This window comes from Hymenobacter latericoloratus, from assembly GCF_014199535.1.
Lineage (GTDB): Bacteria > Bacteroidota > Bacteroidia > Cytophagales > Hymenobacteraceae > Hymenobacter > Hymenobacter latericoloratus.
Genome location: NZ_JACHNV010000016.1, coordinates 1 through 14559 on the forward strand (window position 1 = coordinate 1; position 14559 = coordinate 14559).

A 14559-nucleotide genomic window follows, 5' to 3' on the forward strand; every position below is an offset into this window, starting at 1 on the left:
TTAAGTGGTCAGCTAAAAGTAACCGTATACTCAGTTCCGACTCTGGGCATGAGGTAGTCGAGCTTGTCGCGTAGGGTTTGCTCGGTGCGATAGTCGTCCGGGGTGAGCCAGTAGTGCTTGCAGCGGTGCCAGAGGATTTCGATCAGGTTCAGCTCGGGGCAGTAGGCAGGCAGGAATTGTAAACGCAAGCCGCGCGCGGCCCACACCCCGTGGCGGGCCTGCACGCAGGCGGCGCGGTGCACCGAGGCGTTGTCGAGCACGAGCACGGTCGGACCGGACAGCGCTTGGCTGTACTCGTCCAGCGCGGCCACGAATAGGTGGCCTTGGTTAAAAGTTTGGTACAAAGGTTAAACGAGCGGGCGTTTGGCTGTCATTCACACGTGAACCACTGCGCGGGCCATTCTCCGCGTGCCACCAGTGAGCCGGGCGGTTGCCCTGGGCTAGTAGATGCTCCACGACCGGGCGCAAGTGGTCGGTGCGGGGGCGTGGCCGGAGGCTCCCTGGGCGGCTAACTGTATGCTAGGCATATCTTACCTTGGACGGATGAAACGGCTATTCTACTGCAGCATTTTATTCTTCGTCTTTGCGACTTGTAGTGCCGAACGTAAGCCCCCCTCACCTGCCGTGCGGAACTATGTGGAGGAGGTAGTCCGGATACTGCAAGCCAATTTCGTTAATCGGGCGGCCATCAACTGGGTGACTTTCAAGCAGAATATGCTCGCGGAAGCCAGTGGCGCCAACACCATTGAGCAGGCCTATCCAGCGGTTGAATTTGCCATCGCTGCTCTTGGCGATAAGCATACACAGTTTTATGGTGCCCGCCCGGTGAAGGGTCCTGAAATACCCCCTGCTAAGCAATTCCCGCTATACCCCGACGAGCCGGTTCCTGGGGACATCGGCTACATCCGAATTCCGTGGGTGGTCGGCAGTCAGGAAAAGCTGGACGCGTATATAACCCGCTTGCAAGCCCAAATCAAGGAGCGGGATACGCCCGAATTAAAAGGCTGGCTCGTGGATTTGCGAGGGAATATGGGCGGGAATATGTGGCCGATGCTCGTGGGGATAGGCCCGGTTTTGGGAGAAGACACGCTCGGCTACTCTGTTGACTCGAATAATACCAAAACCGCGTGGCGATACGAAAAAGGCAAGGCCTTGCTGGACGGCGACATCCAGGCCGAAACAGCCCATTACTATACGCTGAAGTCTGCCAACCCGGTGGTGGCCGTGCTGACCGATACCCTAACGGCCAGTTCGGGCGAGGCCGTGGCGGTGGCCTTCAAAGCCCGAAAGCACACCCGAAGCTTTGGGGCGGGCACGTGCGGGGTATCGACCGGCCGAAGCCGCTTTGATTTGTCTGATGGGTCCGTTCTCTTGCTGACCACCGCCGTGTTCGCCGACCGCCGCCTGGTACGGTATGGCCACTCCATCGCCCCCGACGAGCCGCTCAAGCCAGCCGAAGTAGTGCCGCAAGCCATTCGCTGGATTAGGGAAGAATACCAAGCGAAGAACTAAATGGCAGCATCCATGAGCGGGCCAAGCAGGTCAACCAGGTGGGGCCAGCAGGATGCGTGAGGGGTTCCACTTTCTGGCCCCGTTTCCACCGGCATAACACCCACCAATTGACGGGGGCCGGCATGGGGCACCTTTCTGGCTCCTACCTCCGCGCAGTAGGACGCGTTGACACGCCCACCGAGTGACTGCTCGTTTAACCTTTGTACCAACCTTTTAACCAAGGCCATATTTCAAAGGAATGTTTATACCATCCAAAGAATGGATGGGCTGTCCTGGCTGGCGGGGAGGGACGCAACGAGTAGGCAACAGGGCGGGAAAAAGGAACCTGCTGGCTAAATCTGTGGTAGAGGTAGTACCTTCGGAAATTAAACAAGACAACCATTGGAAAATTACCGAGCCTCCACCAAATCGGCTGCCGAGCGGTTTTTGCTGCTGCTCAAAACGCGCGGTCCCCAACCGGCCCGTGTACTGGCGAAGGAACTGGGCATGACCAGCGAGGGGGCCCGGCTGCAACTGCTGCGGCTGCAGGAAGAAGGCCTGGTGCAGTCTACCTCGACGGCGAAAGGCGTCGGGCGGCCCACGGTGCTCTACGAATTGACGGAAGCCGGTACTGCCCGTTTTCCCAATACCCACGCTGAACTGACTGTACAACTATTACAGGGCATTCAGCAGGTGCTGGGGCCGGCGGCCATGGAGGCCATCATCACCGACCGGGAACGGCTGACTACCCAGCGCTACGCCCAAGCGCTGCAGGATGCCCCGACCGTGGAAGAGCGCCTGACGCGCCTGGCGCAGATTCGCAGCGCGGAAGGCTACATGGCGGAGTGGCAGCCGAGCGAGGTAGGCTACCTTTTTGTGGAAAATCATTGCCCCATCTGCGCTGCCGCCCAAACCTGCCAGCAGTTTTGCCGGTCCGAGTTGAGTACGTTTAGCCAAGTCCTAGGCGAGGACGTGCAAGTGGAGCGTGTGAGCCATATTCTGGCAGGAGCAAGGCGTTGTGCCTACGAAATAAAGCGAACAGACGGAGTCTAGAGAATCAGGTACTTGGGTGATGAAAAAAACCGCCCGGTCAATAGAACAAGTAAAAAGTTGTTTTATTGACCGGGCGGTTTTTACTTTTGTCCTAGAAATTGATGGTAACACCTAACCCTACATTCAATATGGCCTTTGAACTGCCTGCCCTGCCTTACGCCAACGACGCCTTGGAGCCCCACTTCGATGCCAAGACGATGGAGATTCACCACACGAAGCACCACCAGGCGTATGTGACTAACCTCAACAACGCCATTGCCGGCAACGAGCTGGAAGGCAAGTCGCTGGAGGAAATGCTGCGCAACATCGCCAAGGCCCCGGCCGCGGTGCGCAACAACGGCGGCGGCCACTGGAATCACTCGTTTTTCTGGACCATCCTCTCGCCCACCGGCGGCGGGGAGCCCACCGGCGCCGTTGCCGACGCCATTACCCAGGCTTTCGGCAGCTACGAGAAGTTCAAGGAGGAATTCACCAAAGCCGCTACTACCCGCTTCGGCTCCGGCTGGGCCTGGCTGCTGGTGAAGCCGGAGGGCACGCTGACCGTGAGCAGCACGCCCAACCAGGACAACCCGCTGATGGACGTGGCCGAGCAGGCCGGTACCCCGCTGCTGGGCCTCGACGTGTGGGAGCACGCCTACTACCTGCACTACCAGAACCGCCGCCCCGACTACATCGCGGCCTTCTTTAACCTCATCAACTGGGACGAGGTGAACCGTCGCTTTCAGGAAGCCACAGCGGCCTAGTTGGCTGGATTCACTTGCATGAAAACGATTTTGTGCGTTAACGGCGCGGCCCTGGCCAGCCGCAGCGCCGACCACCTGACGCAAGCCGTCGTCACGGCCCTGGCCGCCCACCCCGTGCGCGTCCAGGCCGTGGCGGTGGCCGAGCTGGGCCTGCCGCTGCTCGGCCCGCTCACGGCGGACCTTCCCCCGGCGGTGCACCGCTGGCTGCAGTTGGCGGGCGAGGCAGACGCCTTCGTCTGGCTGACGCCGCTCTACCACGGCAGCTTTACGGGCAGCCTGAAAAACGCCCTGGACTGGCTGGAGTATCTGCAGCCCCAGGGCTATCTGCAAGACAAATACGTGGGCCTGGTGGCCTTTTCGGACGGGCAGCAGGCCCTGCAGGCCATTCTGGGCCTGGAGCAGGTGGCCCACGCGCTGCGCGCCTGGACGCTGCCCTACTCCGTGCCCGTGCAGCAGGTGAGCACGCAACTGGACAAAACCACCGGCCAGGTGGCGCCGGCCCTGCAGAGCCGCCTGGAACTGCTCAGCCGGGAGTTGGCGCGGGCCCTGCACGTGGGACCCCAAGCGAGTACTCCAACTCTTGCCCTTCCTTCCATCAACGCCTGAATATGGCCGATGAAGTGATTAACCGCGTAGCCGCCAGCGGCCTCGTGGTGCTCGATTTACGGCAGTTTCAGCCGACTACTCCGCCCGTGGTGGTAGATATCAGTGCCTTCCTGGTGCAGGGACTGATGCTGCGCGAAAAGGAGTTTCGGGCTCAGGTGCTGCACACCGATTGGTCGGAGTACACCGGCCAGACGGTGTGTATCGGCTGCTCGACCGATGCCTTGGTGCCGTACTGGGCGCCCTTGTTCGTGGCTACGCAGCTGCGGCCGTACGCGGCCAGCATCAGCACGCTGCCCCCGGCCGAATGGCACCTCCAGCAGTGGGTAGCCAACCTGCAGACAACGCTCGACCTGGCCAGCTACGCCGGCAAAAAAGTGGTGCTGCAGGCCCAGGCCACCGTGCCGGCCGAGCTCTACGTGCAGGCTGGCCGGCTGCTGCTGCCGGTGGTGGCCTCGCTGATGTGCGGCGAGCCGGGCTACGCCGTGCCCATTTACAAACAAGTCATTGCCGGCGCCCGGTCTGCGAAAGACCCGAGCTAGCCGCAGCGCCTTCTACTACTAACTTCCATTCGCTCCATGAAGGACGTCATCACCACCGACCTTTGCATCATCGGCGCCGGCCCCGTGGGGCTGTTTGCCGTATTCGAAGCCGGTCTGCTCAAGCTCCGCTGCCACGTCGTCGACGCGCTGCCACAGGTGGGCGGCCAACTGTCGGAAATCTACCCGAAGAAGCCCATCTACGACATTCCGGGCTACCCCGAGGTGCTGGCCGGCGACCTGATTCATAACCTGATGCGCCAGATCGAGCCCTTCCACCCCACCTTCACCCTGGGCGAGCGGGTAGAGCGGTTCGAGAAGCTCGAAGACGGCTCGTTCCACCTGCTCACGGCCGACGGCACCGTCATCCACTGCCGGGCCATCTGCATCGCCGGCGGCCTGGGCTCGTTCGAGCCGCGCAAGCCCGCCATTGAGGAGCTGGACCGCTTCGAGGGCGGCCGCGGCGTGCACTACATGGTGCGCGACCCGGAGGCCTTCCGCGACCAGCGCCTGGTCATTGCCGGCGGCGGCGACTCGGCCCTGGACTGGACCATTTTCCTGGCGGGCGTGGCCAAGGAGGTGACGCTGGTGCACCGCGGCACCACGTTCCGCGGCGCCGCCGACTCAGCCGAGAAGGTGAAAGACCTGCACGACGCGGGCAAGGTGAACCTGGTGCTCAGCTCCAACGTGAGCCACGTACACGGCAACGGCCACCTCGACGCGGTGACCATCACCGCGAACAGCGGTGCCACCACCCGCGTCGCGGTAGATTCGTTTATTCCGCTGTTCGGCCTCACGCCCAAGCTCGGCCCCATCGGCGAGTGGGGGCTGGACATTGAGGACGACGCCGTGCGAGTCAACACGCTGGACTACTCCACCTCGGTGCCGGGCATCTATGCCATCGGCGACATCAACACCTACCCGGGCAAGCTCAAGCTCATCCTCTGCGGCTTCCACGAAGCCGCGCTCATGGCCCAGGGCGCGTACCACTACCTCTTCCCCGACAAAAAGTACGTGCTCAAATACACCACCGTCAACGGCGTACCGACCTTGTAGCGGCGCCACCGCGCTGGGAATCCACCCTTTTTCTCCTGCCTTGCATCTATGGCTTCCTTGCTTCCCTTCGCTACCCCACCCGCCCCTGCGCCCGCCCGCCTATCGGCTGCGCGCCACCGGTGGGGGCTGCTGGGCGTGTCGGTGGTGTTGTTCATGGCGGGCCTGGATTCCAACATCGTGAACGTGGCCCTGCCCACGCTGGCGCGCGAGCTGCACCAGCCCTTCGCGGCGGTGCAGTGGGTGGTGCTCAGCTACCTGCTCGTGACCACGGCCATCATGGCCGCCGTGGGCCGGCTGGGCGACCTGCTGGGCAAAAAACGGGTGTACCTGGCCGGAACCCTCTTGTTTACCCTGGGCTCGTTGCTGTGTGGCAGTAGCTCCTCCATCGGCTTGCTCGTCGCGGCCCGGGCCGTACAAGGCATCGGCGGGGCCGTTTGCCTGGCCTTGAGCTACGCCGTGGGCGGGGACCTGGTGCCGCCGGAGCGCATGGGTCGCACCATCGGGCTGCTGAGCACGGTGGCCTCGGTGGGCATGACGGCCGGTCCTACTCTGGGGGGGCTGTTGCTGACCTGGCTAGGCTGGCAGGCCATGTTTTTAGTCAACGTGCCGCTGGGCCTGCTGGCCTACGGGCTGCTGCAGCGCAGCCTACGCGCGCCAGGCCCGCAGCCGGGCGTGGGCGTGGATTGGGCCGGCATGGGCCTGATGGCCGGGTGGGTGACGTGCTACACGCTGGGCCTGACGTGGATTGAAACGGATGGCCTGGCCAGTCCCCTGGTGCTGGGGCTGCTGGTGGCGGCGGCTGGTGGCGTGGCGGGTTTTGTGGCCTACGAACAGCGCGTCCGGCAGCCGTTTCTGGCCCCCCACGTGCTGCGCCATGGTCCGTTGAGCGCCAGCTTGTTGGCCAGCCTGCTGGTGCAGGCCATCATGATTGCCACGACCATCGTGCTGACGTACTTCCTGACGGGCGCGGCCCACTACTCGCCCGCCCGCATTGGGCTGCTGCTCTCGGTGGGGCCGCTCACCACGGCGCTGCTCAGCCCCTTCGCGGGCTACTTTTCCGACCGCTTCGGCGCGCAGCGAATCATGCTCGCGGGGGTAGGACTCATGGCGCTGGCGGCGCTCAGCCTGACCTTTCTGCCGCCCGTTCCGTCTGACTGGCTGCTGGGCCTGCGCCTGGTGCTGCTCAGCCTGGGCTTCACCCTGTTTCGCACCCCCAACAATGCCTTGGTCATTACACTGGCCCCGCTAGCCGAGCGCGGGCTGGTCAGCGGCTTGCTGATGCAGACGCGTACCTTGGGGCAGATTACCGGCGCGGCCCTGGTAGGGTCGGTATTTGCGCTGCTTATCCGCCGGGCCGGGTTTGCGGATGTCAGCCAGGCGTCGGTGCCCGTTTTAGTCCGCAGCACGCACGGCGCCTGCTGGCTGATTGCGAGTCTGGCGCTGGCGGCCGTGGCCTTGGTCTATGCCAGCTCCCGTCGCGCATCGACCCCCGATTCCTAACCACCACTCCCGAACGTTTCCCTCGGCTAATGGGCTCCTTACCGGCTCCTGCGTTACCGGAAGTACACTCGGCGGGCTCCTTCACGGCGCGCTACATGAACGCGTTCGGCCATGCCGAAGGGGCAGTCCTGGCCCCCTTTCAACTGTACCGGGTAGAAGAGGTGGCCTCGCACCTGCGCGTGCCGACGGCCCCGCACCGGCCCGCTTTTCATGCTTTCCTGCTCCTTACCCAGGGTAGCAGCGAGAACTTGCGCGGCGTGCAGCGGGTGGCCGTGCGGGCGCACACGGTGCTGCTGCTGCCGGCGGGGCTGGTGACGGCCACGTTTGCTTTCAGCCCGGACGTACGGGGATTTTTCTGCTTGTTTGAGCCGACGTTTCTGGCCCAAGCCCTACCCGGCGGCCCGGACCTGCTGCCGGAGCTGGCCTTTCTCACCCTGGACGAGCAGCCGATGCTGGTCCTGTCGGCGGCGGAAAGCCACCGGCTGGCGGCGCTGCTCCACGTGCTGCACCAGGAATACCAGGCGCAGGCCCCGACGGCCGTCCTCGGGGCGCTGTTGTACGCGGCCCTGCTTGGCCTGCGCCGCCCATACGAGCGTGCCGCGGCAGCCCCCTCTCCGCCCGGCAGCAGTGCCGAGCACCTGACGCGGCGCTTTCTGACTCTGCTGGCCCGCCCCGCGGGGCCGCCCCGGACGGTAGACGCCTTTGCCGACGCGCTGGCCGTCACCCCCAACTACCTCAGCCGCTGCGCCCGCCAGGTTACGGGACGGCCCGCCTCGGCCTGGATTAGCAGTGCCCAGGTGCAGGAAGCGCAGCTGCTGCTGCGTCATAGCCAGCTGAGCGTGACGGCCATCGCCGAGCAGGTTGGCTTTGCCGATACCTCCTACTTCGGTCGGTTTTTTCGCCAACACACGGGCTATACACCCTCTGATTACCGCAAACAGGCCTGATTTGTCCGGGTATCGGGCGAAAATTGCCTACTAGCTACTCCCCGGGACCGCGCACTTTTGTGGTGAGAGTTGCCCTTACTGCGTCCTCTCCGGTTGGCCGGCTCGCACGCTGCTAGCGGGTGATGCGCAGCGGCCACCGGGGTTGGGCTGGCCGTCAGGGGGTGGTCTCAGCCACGAAAACTACCCTGTATGCACGCAGCTTGGAATGCGCTTTTAGAAGAGTTTGTGACCCGGTGGAACGCGCATGATGCGGACCAATTGGTTGCGCTGTTCGCGGACGATGCGACCTTCACCGACGTCGTGGGCCAAACGGGCAGCGGGCGGGCGGGCATTGCCGCGCAGCACCAGTACCCGTTTACCCACGTGCAGCGCCGCGCCACGTTTACCCCGAATCAAACCCACTGGCATCCGGTCACGGAAGACGTCGCCGTCGGCACCGTGTATTGGACCACGACCGGCAGTGAAACGCCGGCCGGCGAGTCCCTGCCACCCTGTAACGGCGTCATGCAACTCGTCGTGCGCCAGCAGCACGGACACTGGCACATCGTCAGCGCGCTTAATGCTGATTTGCTGCGGGGCCCATACGCGCCGCAGGCAACCCCTACTTTTCTATAACTGATAATGGACCTGCTTATTTTAGGGGCGACCGGCCCGACCGGCCGCCTGCTGGTCAAACAGGCCCTGCGGGATGGGCATATTGTTACGGCGCTCGTGCGCAACCCGGCAGCCCTGGCCGATATGGCGGCTCCGCGCTTGCAGGTGCTGGCCGGCGACGTGCTGCAGCCCGCGACGCTACCCGCCGCCCTCGCCGGCCAGCAAGCAGTGCTTTCGGCCCTAGGACAAGGACGTGGCACCCAGCGCACCACCCTGTTTTCGGAAGGGGGGCGTAACGTTATCGAGGCCATGCGCGCGGCGGGTGTCAAACGCTTTATCGGCCTGACCTCGGCCGGCGTGCCCGCGCACGACCCGTCCTTTACGTGGTTCTACAAATACCTTATCCGCGGTATCTTGCTGCGTCACGTTTATGCCGACATGATTCTCTTTGAAGCGTATCTCCGCCAACAAGCCCAGGACATTGACTGGACCGTGGTGCGCCCCAGCACGCTGATTGACCAGCCGGATAAGGAGGAGTACCGCGTGGCCGAGGGCCGGCTGCCCAGCGGCGGCTCGCGCATTACGCGCGAGCACGTGGCGGAATTCATGCTGGAGCAGCTCTCCTCGGAGCAGTACCGGCACCAAGCCCCAACGCTGGCGTACTAGGAGGCGCTGCCTCGGTGGAGCCCGGCCAGCGGGGGCAGGCGGCCCACCTCGGCCGCACTGGCTACTGGGGTATTCGCCCCTGAGCGCCTTCCCACTACCGCCGGCTGGCCCTTCTACTTTCCTTGCCGTATAGCCCTGCAGAGGCTTCTTCCCCGTTCGCAGGAGTCTACTCAAGCAACCTCCACCTTCACCTTTTCGACAGGACATGGATAGCATCAACCAACAGCAGCCGGAGCAGAATCATCAGGACCTGCGCACGGCCGAGGCCATCGCCAAAATGCAGGAGTTGGCCGGCAAAACCAATACGTGCTTCTTCAGCACCAGCTTGCGCCGCAGCGACGCGCCCACAACCCGCCCGATGGCCGTATTGGAAGTAGACGACCAGGGCCATTTCTGGTTTCTAAGCTCCATTGACAGCCACAAAAACCAGGAGCTTCAGCACGACCCCTCCGTGCAACTCCTGTTTCAGGGCTCGTCGCACTCCGATTTTATGAGTGTCGTCGGTACGGCCACGATTTCAACCGACCACGACCGGATCAAGGAGCTATGGAATCCCGCGCTGAAAACGTGGTTTACGGAGGGAGAGGACGACCCACGGATTACAGTGGTGGAAGTAACTCCTCAAGAGGGCTACTACTGGGATACGAAGCACGGCAATGCCGTCGCCTACGCAAAAATCGCACTAGGGGCCATCATAGGCAAGACCTTGGACGATTCGATTGAGGGAAATCTTAGCGTATAAAAACGCCAGAACGTTCGGAGGCATGGGGCGTCATCGGGTGCTCTTTTGCCAACCCTGGGTGCCCGCCGCTGGGCCGCGGCCCTCTTCGGCTATTGTTGGAGAGCATCAAAAAGTGTGGGGCAATGAGGCTAAGCGGCCATCAGTAGGGGCTCTGCTGGCACTGACCGGAAGCCCGGATACTGCTGCCGAAAACAGTCTTCCCATTCCTCGTTAAGCACTTTCGTGCGGGCCTGTACGAGCAGGTGCGCGCCTTTCTTGGTCCACTGCATTTGTTGCCGCTTCACCATCCGCTTGGCCAGCACCTGGTTGACGGCTGATTCTACAAAGCCCGTAGACACCCGTTCGCCATAGTGATGGCGCTCGGAGTAGTCCACAATAAAGTACCTGTTCTGCTCCACATAAGTGTTAAAATCAGCAATTAATCTGCTTAACGGCCTCAACTTGCCATATTTCTTGGTCACGAGCGGGTCGTCTTGATGCGTGGCCACGATATCGTCCAGGTCCAGTATTTTTTCCACCGCCCGCTCGGCGTTGCCGTGCCAAAGGTGCCACTTGATGCTGTGCAAACGGTCCTGCAGCGCTTTGCCCCCGGCCGCATCGACCTGGACCACACCCAGCGCGTACTGGTGCAGCACCGTCAGGCGCATGGTGGCCTTGGTTAAAAGGTTGGTACAAAGGTTAAACGAGCGGTTACTCGGTGGGCGTGTCAACCCGTCCTGCTGCGCGGCGGTAGGAGCCAGAAAGGTACACCTTCCTGGACCCAGTCATTAGAGGGCTGTGAATATGTAAGATCGGGGCCAGAAAGTGGGGCCACCCGTGTATCTTGCTGGCCCCACCTTCTTGACCCACTTGTATGCAGTTCGGCTACGCCCGCGTCTCGGCCAAAGACCAACACCTCGACACCCAACTGGAGCAACTCAAAGCGGCGGGCGTTGACCGCCTGTTTCAGGAAAAAATCAGCGGCACCACCACCCAGCGGCCGGTACTCACCGAGCTACTAGCTACCTTGCGTGCCGGCGACACGGTAACCGTGGCCCGCCTGAACCGGCTGGGCCGCAACAGCGCCCACATCATGCAGGTGGTGGCCGACCTGCACGCCCGTCAAGTTCGCTTCGTCGCCCTGGACCTGGGCATCGACACGGCGACTCCCGCTGGGCGGCTGGTGCTGGGCATTTTCGCCGCCCTGGCCGAGTACGACCGCGAGAGCATCCGCGAGCGGGCCACGGCGGGCATCGCCCTGGCCAAGGCGCAGGGCAAGCACCTGGGCCGCCGTGCCGGGGTGGACGCGGCCAAACTGGCCAAGGTGCAGGCCTGCTTGGCCGCCGGCATGTCGGTGCACCAGACTGTGGCCGCCACAGGCGTCAGCGAGTCCAGCGTCAAGCGCTACCGCCGGCAGCTGGCTGGGCAAACGGCTACTGCCCGCTAAGGTCGTGGCCCGGCACCTGCCCTTGCTCGACGACGCCCAGCGGCGCGCGTTTGAGCACCCGCCCAAGTGGACCGCCACCCAGCGCAAGCTCTACTGCCACCTGCCCGACTGGGCCACGCAGGTGCTCAGCAGCCTGGTCACGCCCCACAGCCGGGGCGGCTTCGCGGTGCAGGTGAGCTACTTTCAGGCCACCGGGCGCTTTTACCCGGCCGACCGGTTCCGGGCCGCCGACTTGGCACACGTGCAGCAGCGCTACCGCCTGGGCCCGGTCGCGTGGGAGCGCTACGACAAAGCCACGCGCTTCCACCACCGCCAGCTCATTTTGCAGCAGTGCGGCGTGGCCCCCTTCGAGCAGGTCGAAGCGGCCGTGCGGGCGCAGGTGACTCACTTCGCCCGCCAGCAGATGAACCCGACCGCCGTCTTCCGCTCGGCCGTGGACACGCTGCGGGCCCGCCGCTGGGAGGTACCGACCTACGCCGCGCTGGCCGGCGTCGTCACGGACGCCTTCCGCACGGTCGAGCAGCAACTGACGACCCAACTCGCCGCGTTGCTCACGCCCGCCGTGCGCCAGCAACTCGACGGCTTGTTTGCCACTGAGGCCGACGAGCCGGCCCATTCCCACCGGCCCTACCGCCTAACCACGCTCAAGCGCAGCCGGGAACTGATGCGCGCCGCCGCCATCCGCGCCAACGTGCAGGACTACGCCGTGCTGCAGGCCCTGTTTGGGCAGGTGTACCCCATCGTGCAGGCGCTGGACTTGTCGGAAGAAATGGTGCGCTACTACGCCCGCTACGTGGAGCGGGCGCAGGTCTTTCAGGTGCGGCAGCAGGCCGACAAGAAATACCTGATGGTGCTCTGCTTTCTCGTCTACCAGTATTATCAGGTCGGGGACCTGCTCACCGAGACGCTACTGCAGGCCGTGCAGACCCACCGCAACGCGGCGCAGCGCGACACGCAGGAGCGCGTCTACCGCCAGCAGCAGGACACGGCCGCGCAGTGGCGGCAGGTGCTCGACGGCGTGGTGGCCCACAGCGCGGCCCTCGCCGCCCTGGAGCACATGGCCTTTGCCTTTGATCGCACCAACGACGAGAAAGTAGCCGCCCTGCTGGCCTGGCTGCACACGCCGGACGTGACGGCCTTCACGCAGGTGCGCACGTCCGCCCAGCAGCTGCGCCAGGGCGGCGGGGGCAGCGCCAGCGGCCCGTATTATCAGGTGATCGAGGAACGCTCCCGCGCCCTGCAGCGGCGGTTGGGCGATATCCTGCGCCGCGTGGCCTACGACGGCCCGGCCGACAGTCCCTTGGCCCAGGCCTTGCAGCACTACCGGACCCGCGACGGCCAGCTGGGCAGCCAGCTACCCACCAGCTTTCTCAAACCAGTTGAACGGGCGGCCCTGGCCGAGGCCGCCAGCCCCGTCTCGCTCTATAAAGCGTTGTTGGTAGGCTACGTGGCCGACCACCTGAAAGCGGGCAAGCTCAACCTGACGCACTCGCTGCGCTACCGTCCCTTTGATACCTATTTGCTCGATGCGGCCGCGTGGGCCGCACAGCGGGAGGAGCTGCTTGTGCGCACGAACCTGACGCACCTGCGTGAGCCAACGCCCTTCCTGGACGCGCTCCAGGCCCAGCTGGCGGCGGCGTTTGCCCGCACCTTTGACCGGCTGGCGGCGGGCACCAATCCCGGCGTACAGCCGCGGGCCGGGGGCGGGCGGCCCCGCTTCCTGCCCCCTGCCCGACCGGCGGACGAGGAAGCCCCGCCGCCCCGGCCGCTGTTTCCCGCGCCGGGCCTGATTTCGCTGCACGAGGCCCTGCACACGGTCGACCAGGCGTGCCGCTTCACCGAATGTTTGGAGCACTGGAACCCACGCCACCGCCCGCCCCGGCCGGCCGCACGCGTGTTCTTCGCCGCCGTGATGGCCTACGGCTGCAACCTGGGCCTGACACGCATGGCCCATGCCACCAAGCAGGTAGCGCAGTCTACCCTAGAAAACACGGTGAACTGGTACCTCTCGCTGGAAAACCTGCGCCGCGCGAACGACGCGGTCCTGGCCCTGACCGGCAAGCTGCCCGTGAGCCGCTTGTTTCGGCGCGACCCCAGCCAGACCCATACCTCCTCCGACGGGCAGAAATACTACGTGGCCGTCGACTCCATCCACGCCACCCACTCCTACAAGTACTTCGGCCAGGACAAAGGCATCGTCTCCTACGGCTTCCTCGACGACCGGCACCGGCTGTTCCACTCGGTTACCATCAACGCCTCCGAGCGCGAGGCGGCCTACCTGCTCGACGGGCTGCTGCACAACGACGTGGTCGAATCCACCATCCACTCCACCGACACGCATGGCTTTACGGAAGTCAACTTCGCCGTCACCTTCCTGATACAAGTAGCCTTTGCCCCGCGCATTCAGTCGTTCCAGGACCAGCAACTCTACGCCTTCGCCGGGATGGAGGTGCCGGATCTGACGACCCACGGCCTGGCGCCGGTCAAGCGCCTGGACCGGGCGCTGATCGAGGCGCAGTGGGACACGCTGGTGCGGCTGGTGGTAAGCCTCAAGCACAAACACGTGACGGCCTCCACCGTGCTCAGGCGGCTCAATTCCTATTCGCAGCACCACCCGGTCTACCTGGCCCTGCGCGAGTTGGGCCGGGCGGTCAAGACCGAATTCCTGCTGCGCTACATGGACGACCAGGGGCTGCGCAAGCGCATCGACGAGCAACTCGATAAACTCGAAAGCACGCACTCGTTTGCCCGGGCCGTGTTCTACGGCCAGAACGGGCAACTGCCGTACGCCGGCAAGGAAGAGCAGCAGGTGGCCGACGCCTGCAAGCGGCTGGTGCAAAACGTGATTGTGTGCTGGAATTGCCTCTATCTGAATCAGTACCTGTTGCAGGCTCCGGCCGCCGAGCGGCAAGCCGTGGCCGACGCCATCGCCGCCAGCTCGCCCGTAAGCTGGCAGCACATCAATCTGCACGGGGAATTCGATTTCTCCGACGAGTCCCTGAAAGATTCGCTCCGCTTTGATCTAGATGCGCTATTTGCCTTCCGGTGGGAGGAGCCGCCGGCCCCGGCCGTTTAACTTTTGTACCAAACTTTTAACCAAGGCCATAGGTCGGCCGTCAGCGCGCCGGGCAGCACGTAGCTGGTCAGCGGCTGGCCCGGGGCCTTGGCCTGCCACAAGCCCAGCACGGTGTGGCCCCCG

The 14559-nt window shown here is 64.1% G+C and carries 15 protein-coding genes; 13 read left to right on the forward strand and 2 right to left on the reverse strand.

The window, feature by feature from the left end; all coding sequences use genetic code 11:
- Positions 1 to 8 precede the first annotated feature (8 nt).
- Entirely contained in the window at positions 9 to 344 is a 336-nt protein-coding gene (locus GGU46_RS21530) for a transposase (RefSeq protein WP_183405574.1), read from the reverse strand.
- A 199-nt stretch (positions 345 to 543) separates the two neighbouring features.
- Here GGU46_RS21530 and GGU46_RS21535 point away from each other — a divergent pair, with 199 nt between their 5' ends.
- From GGU46_RS21535 to GGU46_RS21585, 11 genes are all read left to right on the forward strand, one after another.
- Positions 544 to 1512 (forward strand): S41 family peptidase, encoded by a 969-nt coding sequence (locus tag GGU46_RS21535; RefSeq protein WP_183405575.1) that lies wholly within the window; start codon positions 544 to 546, stop codon positions 1510 to 1512.
- 381 nt (positions 1513 to 1893) lie between these two features.
- Positions 1894 to 2544 carry a helix-turn-helix transcriptional regulator gene (locus tag GGU46_RS21540; RefSeq protein WP_183405576.1) on the forward strand — a complete coding sequence of 217 codons (651 nt, stop codon included), beginning with the start codon at positions 1894 to 1896 and terminating at the stop codon, positions 2542 to 2544.
- A 128-nt stretch (positions 2545 to 2672) separates the two neighbouring features.
- A complete protein-coding gene (locus GGU46_RS21545) occupies positions 2673 to 3287 on the forward strand; it encodes a superoxide dismutase (RefSeq protein ID WP_183405577.1) in 615 nt (204 codons plus the stop codon).
- 18 nt (positions 3288 to 3305) lie between these two features.
- A complete protein-coding gene (locus GGU46_RS21550; RefSeq protein ID WP_183405578.1) occupies positions 3306 to 3893 on the forward strand; it encodes an NADPH-dependent FMN reductase in 588 nt (195 codons plus the stop codon).
- A 2-nt stretch (positions 3894 to 3895) separates the two neighbouring features.
- Positions 3896 to 4432: a DUF2480 family protein gene (locus GGU46_RS21555; protein WP_183405579.1), complete on the forward strand. Its 537-nt coding sequence runs from the start codon at positions 3896 to 3898 to the stop codon at positions 4430 to 4432.
- A 36-nt stretch (positions 4433 to 4468) separates the two neighbouring features.
- Positions 4469 to 5485 (forward strand): NAD(P)/FAD-dependent oxidoreductase, encoded by a 1017-nt coding sequence (locus GGU46_RS21560; RefSeq protein ID WP_183405580.1) that lies wholly within the window; start codon positions 4469 to 4471, stop codon positions 5483 to 5485.
- Positions 5486 to 5533: 48 nt separating this feature from the next.
- On the forward strand, positions 5534 to 6985 hold the full coding sequence (locus GGU46_RS21565; RefSeq protein ID WP_183405581.1) for an MFS transporter: 1452 nt from the start codon (positions 5534 to 5536) through the stop codon (positions 6983 to 6985).
- A gap of 29 nt (positions 6986 to 7014) precedes the next feature.
- The gene (locus tag GGU46_RS21570) at positions 7015 to 7932 is read left to right on the forward strand and encodes a helix-turn-helix transcriptional regulator (protein WP_183405582.1); all 918 of its coding nucleotides are present in this window, start codon (positions 7015 to 7017) and stop codon (positions 7930 to 7932) included.
- A 189-nt stretch (positions 7933 to 8121) separates the two neighbouring features.
- Complete coding sequence (locus GGU46_RS21575; RefSeq protein WP_183405583.1) at positions 8122 to 8547, forward strand: YybH family protein; 426 nt, start codon at positions 8122 to 8124, stop codon at positions 8545 to 8547.
- Between the two features lie 6 nt (positions 8548 to 8553).
- Entirely contained in the window at positions 8554 to 9192 is a 639-nt protein-coding gene (locus GGU46_RS21580; RefSeq protein ID WP_183405584.1) for an NAD(P)-dependent oxidoreductase, read from the forward strand.
- Between the two features lie 205 nt (positions 9193 to 9397).
- Positions 9398 to 9934 (forward strand): pyridoxamine 5'-phosphate oxidase family protein, encoded by a 537-nt coding sequence (locus GGU46_RS21585; protein ID WP_183405585.1) that lies wholly within the window; start codon positions 9398 to 9400, stop codon positions 9932 to 9934.
- A gap of 128 nt (positions 9935 to 10062) precedes the next feature.
- Here GGU46_RS21585 and GGU46_RS21590 read toward each other — a convergent pair whose 3' ends face one another.
- A complete protein-coding gene (locus GGU46_RS21590; protein WP_183405586.1) occupies positions 10063 to 10581 on the reverse strand; it encodes a hypothetical protein in 519 nt (172 codons plus the stop codon).
- 206 nt (positions 10582 to 10787) lie between these two features.
- Between GGU46_RS21590 and GGU46_RS21595 the strand changes: the two genes are divergently transcribed.
- Together GGU46_RS21595 and GGU46_RS21600 are read left to right on the forward strand one after the other, a co-directional pair.
- On the forward strand, positions 10788 to 11360 hold the full coding sequence (locus tag GGU46_RS21595) for a recombinase family protein (protein ID WP_183405587.1): 573 nt from the start codon (positions 10788 to 10790) through the stop codon (positions 11358 to 11360).
- A gap of 4 nt (positions 11361 to 11364) precedes the next feature.
- Positions 11365 to 14436, forward strand: coding sequence for a Tn3 family transposase (locus GGU46_RS21600; protein ID WP_183405588.1), 3072 nt, complete (start codon positions 11365 to 11367; stop codon positions 14434 to 14436).
- Positions 14437 to 14559: the final 123 nt, after the last annotated feature.

Coding starts and splice junctions, on each gene's coding strand:
- GGU46_RS21535 (WP_183405575.1), top strand. CDS start 544: ATGAAACGGCTATTCTACTGCAGCATTTTATTCTTCGTCTTTGCGACT.
- GGU46_RS21545 (WP_183405577.1), top strand. CDS start 2,673: ATGGCCTTTGAACTGCCTGCCCTGCCTTACGCCAACGACGCCTTGGAG.
- GGU46_RS21550 (WP_183405578.1), top strand. CDS start 3,306: ATGAAAACGATTTTGTGCGTTAACGGCGCGGCCCTGGCCAGCCGCAGC.
- GGU46_RS21555 (WP_183405579.1), top strand. CDS start 3,896: ATGGCCGATGAAGTGATTAACCGCGTAGCCGCCAGCGGCCTCGTGGTG.
- GGU46_RS21560 (WP_183405580.1), top strand. CDS start 4,469: ATGAAGGACGTCATCACCACCGACCTTTGCATCATCGGCGCCGGCCCC.
- GGU46_RS21565 (WP_183405581.1), top strand. CDS start 5,534: ATGGCTTCCTTGCTTCCCTTCGCTACCCCACCCGCCCCTGCGCCCGCC.
- GGU46_RS21570 (WP_183405582.1), top strand. CDS start 7,015: ATGGGCTCCTTACCGGCTCCTGCGTTACCGGAAGTACACTCGGCGGGC.
- GGU46_RS21575 (WP_183405583.1), top strand. CDS start 8,122: ATGCACGCAGCTTGGAATGCGCTTTTAGAAGAGTTTGTGACCCGGTGG.
- GGU46_RS21580 (WP_183405584.1), top strand. CDS start 8,554: ATGGACCTGCTTATTTTAGGGGCGACCGGCCCGACCGGCCGCCTGCTG.
- GGU46_RS21585 (WP_183405585.1), top strand. CDS start 9,398: ATGGATAGCATCAACCAACAGCAGCCGGAGCAGAATCATCAGGACCTG.
- GGU46_RS21590 (WP_183405586.1), bottom strand. CDS start 10,581: ATGCGCCTGACGGTGCTGCACCAGTACGCGCTGGGTGTGGTCCAGGTC.
- GGU46_RS21595 (WP_183405587.1), top strand. CDS start 10,788: ATGCAGTTCGGCTACGCCCGCGTCTCGGCCAAAGACCAACACCTCGAC.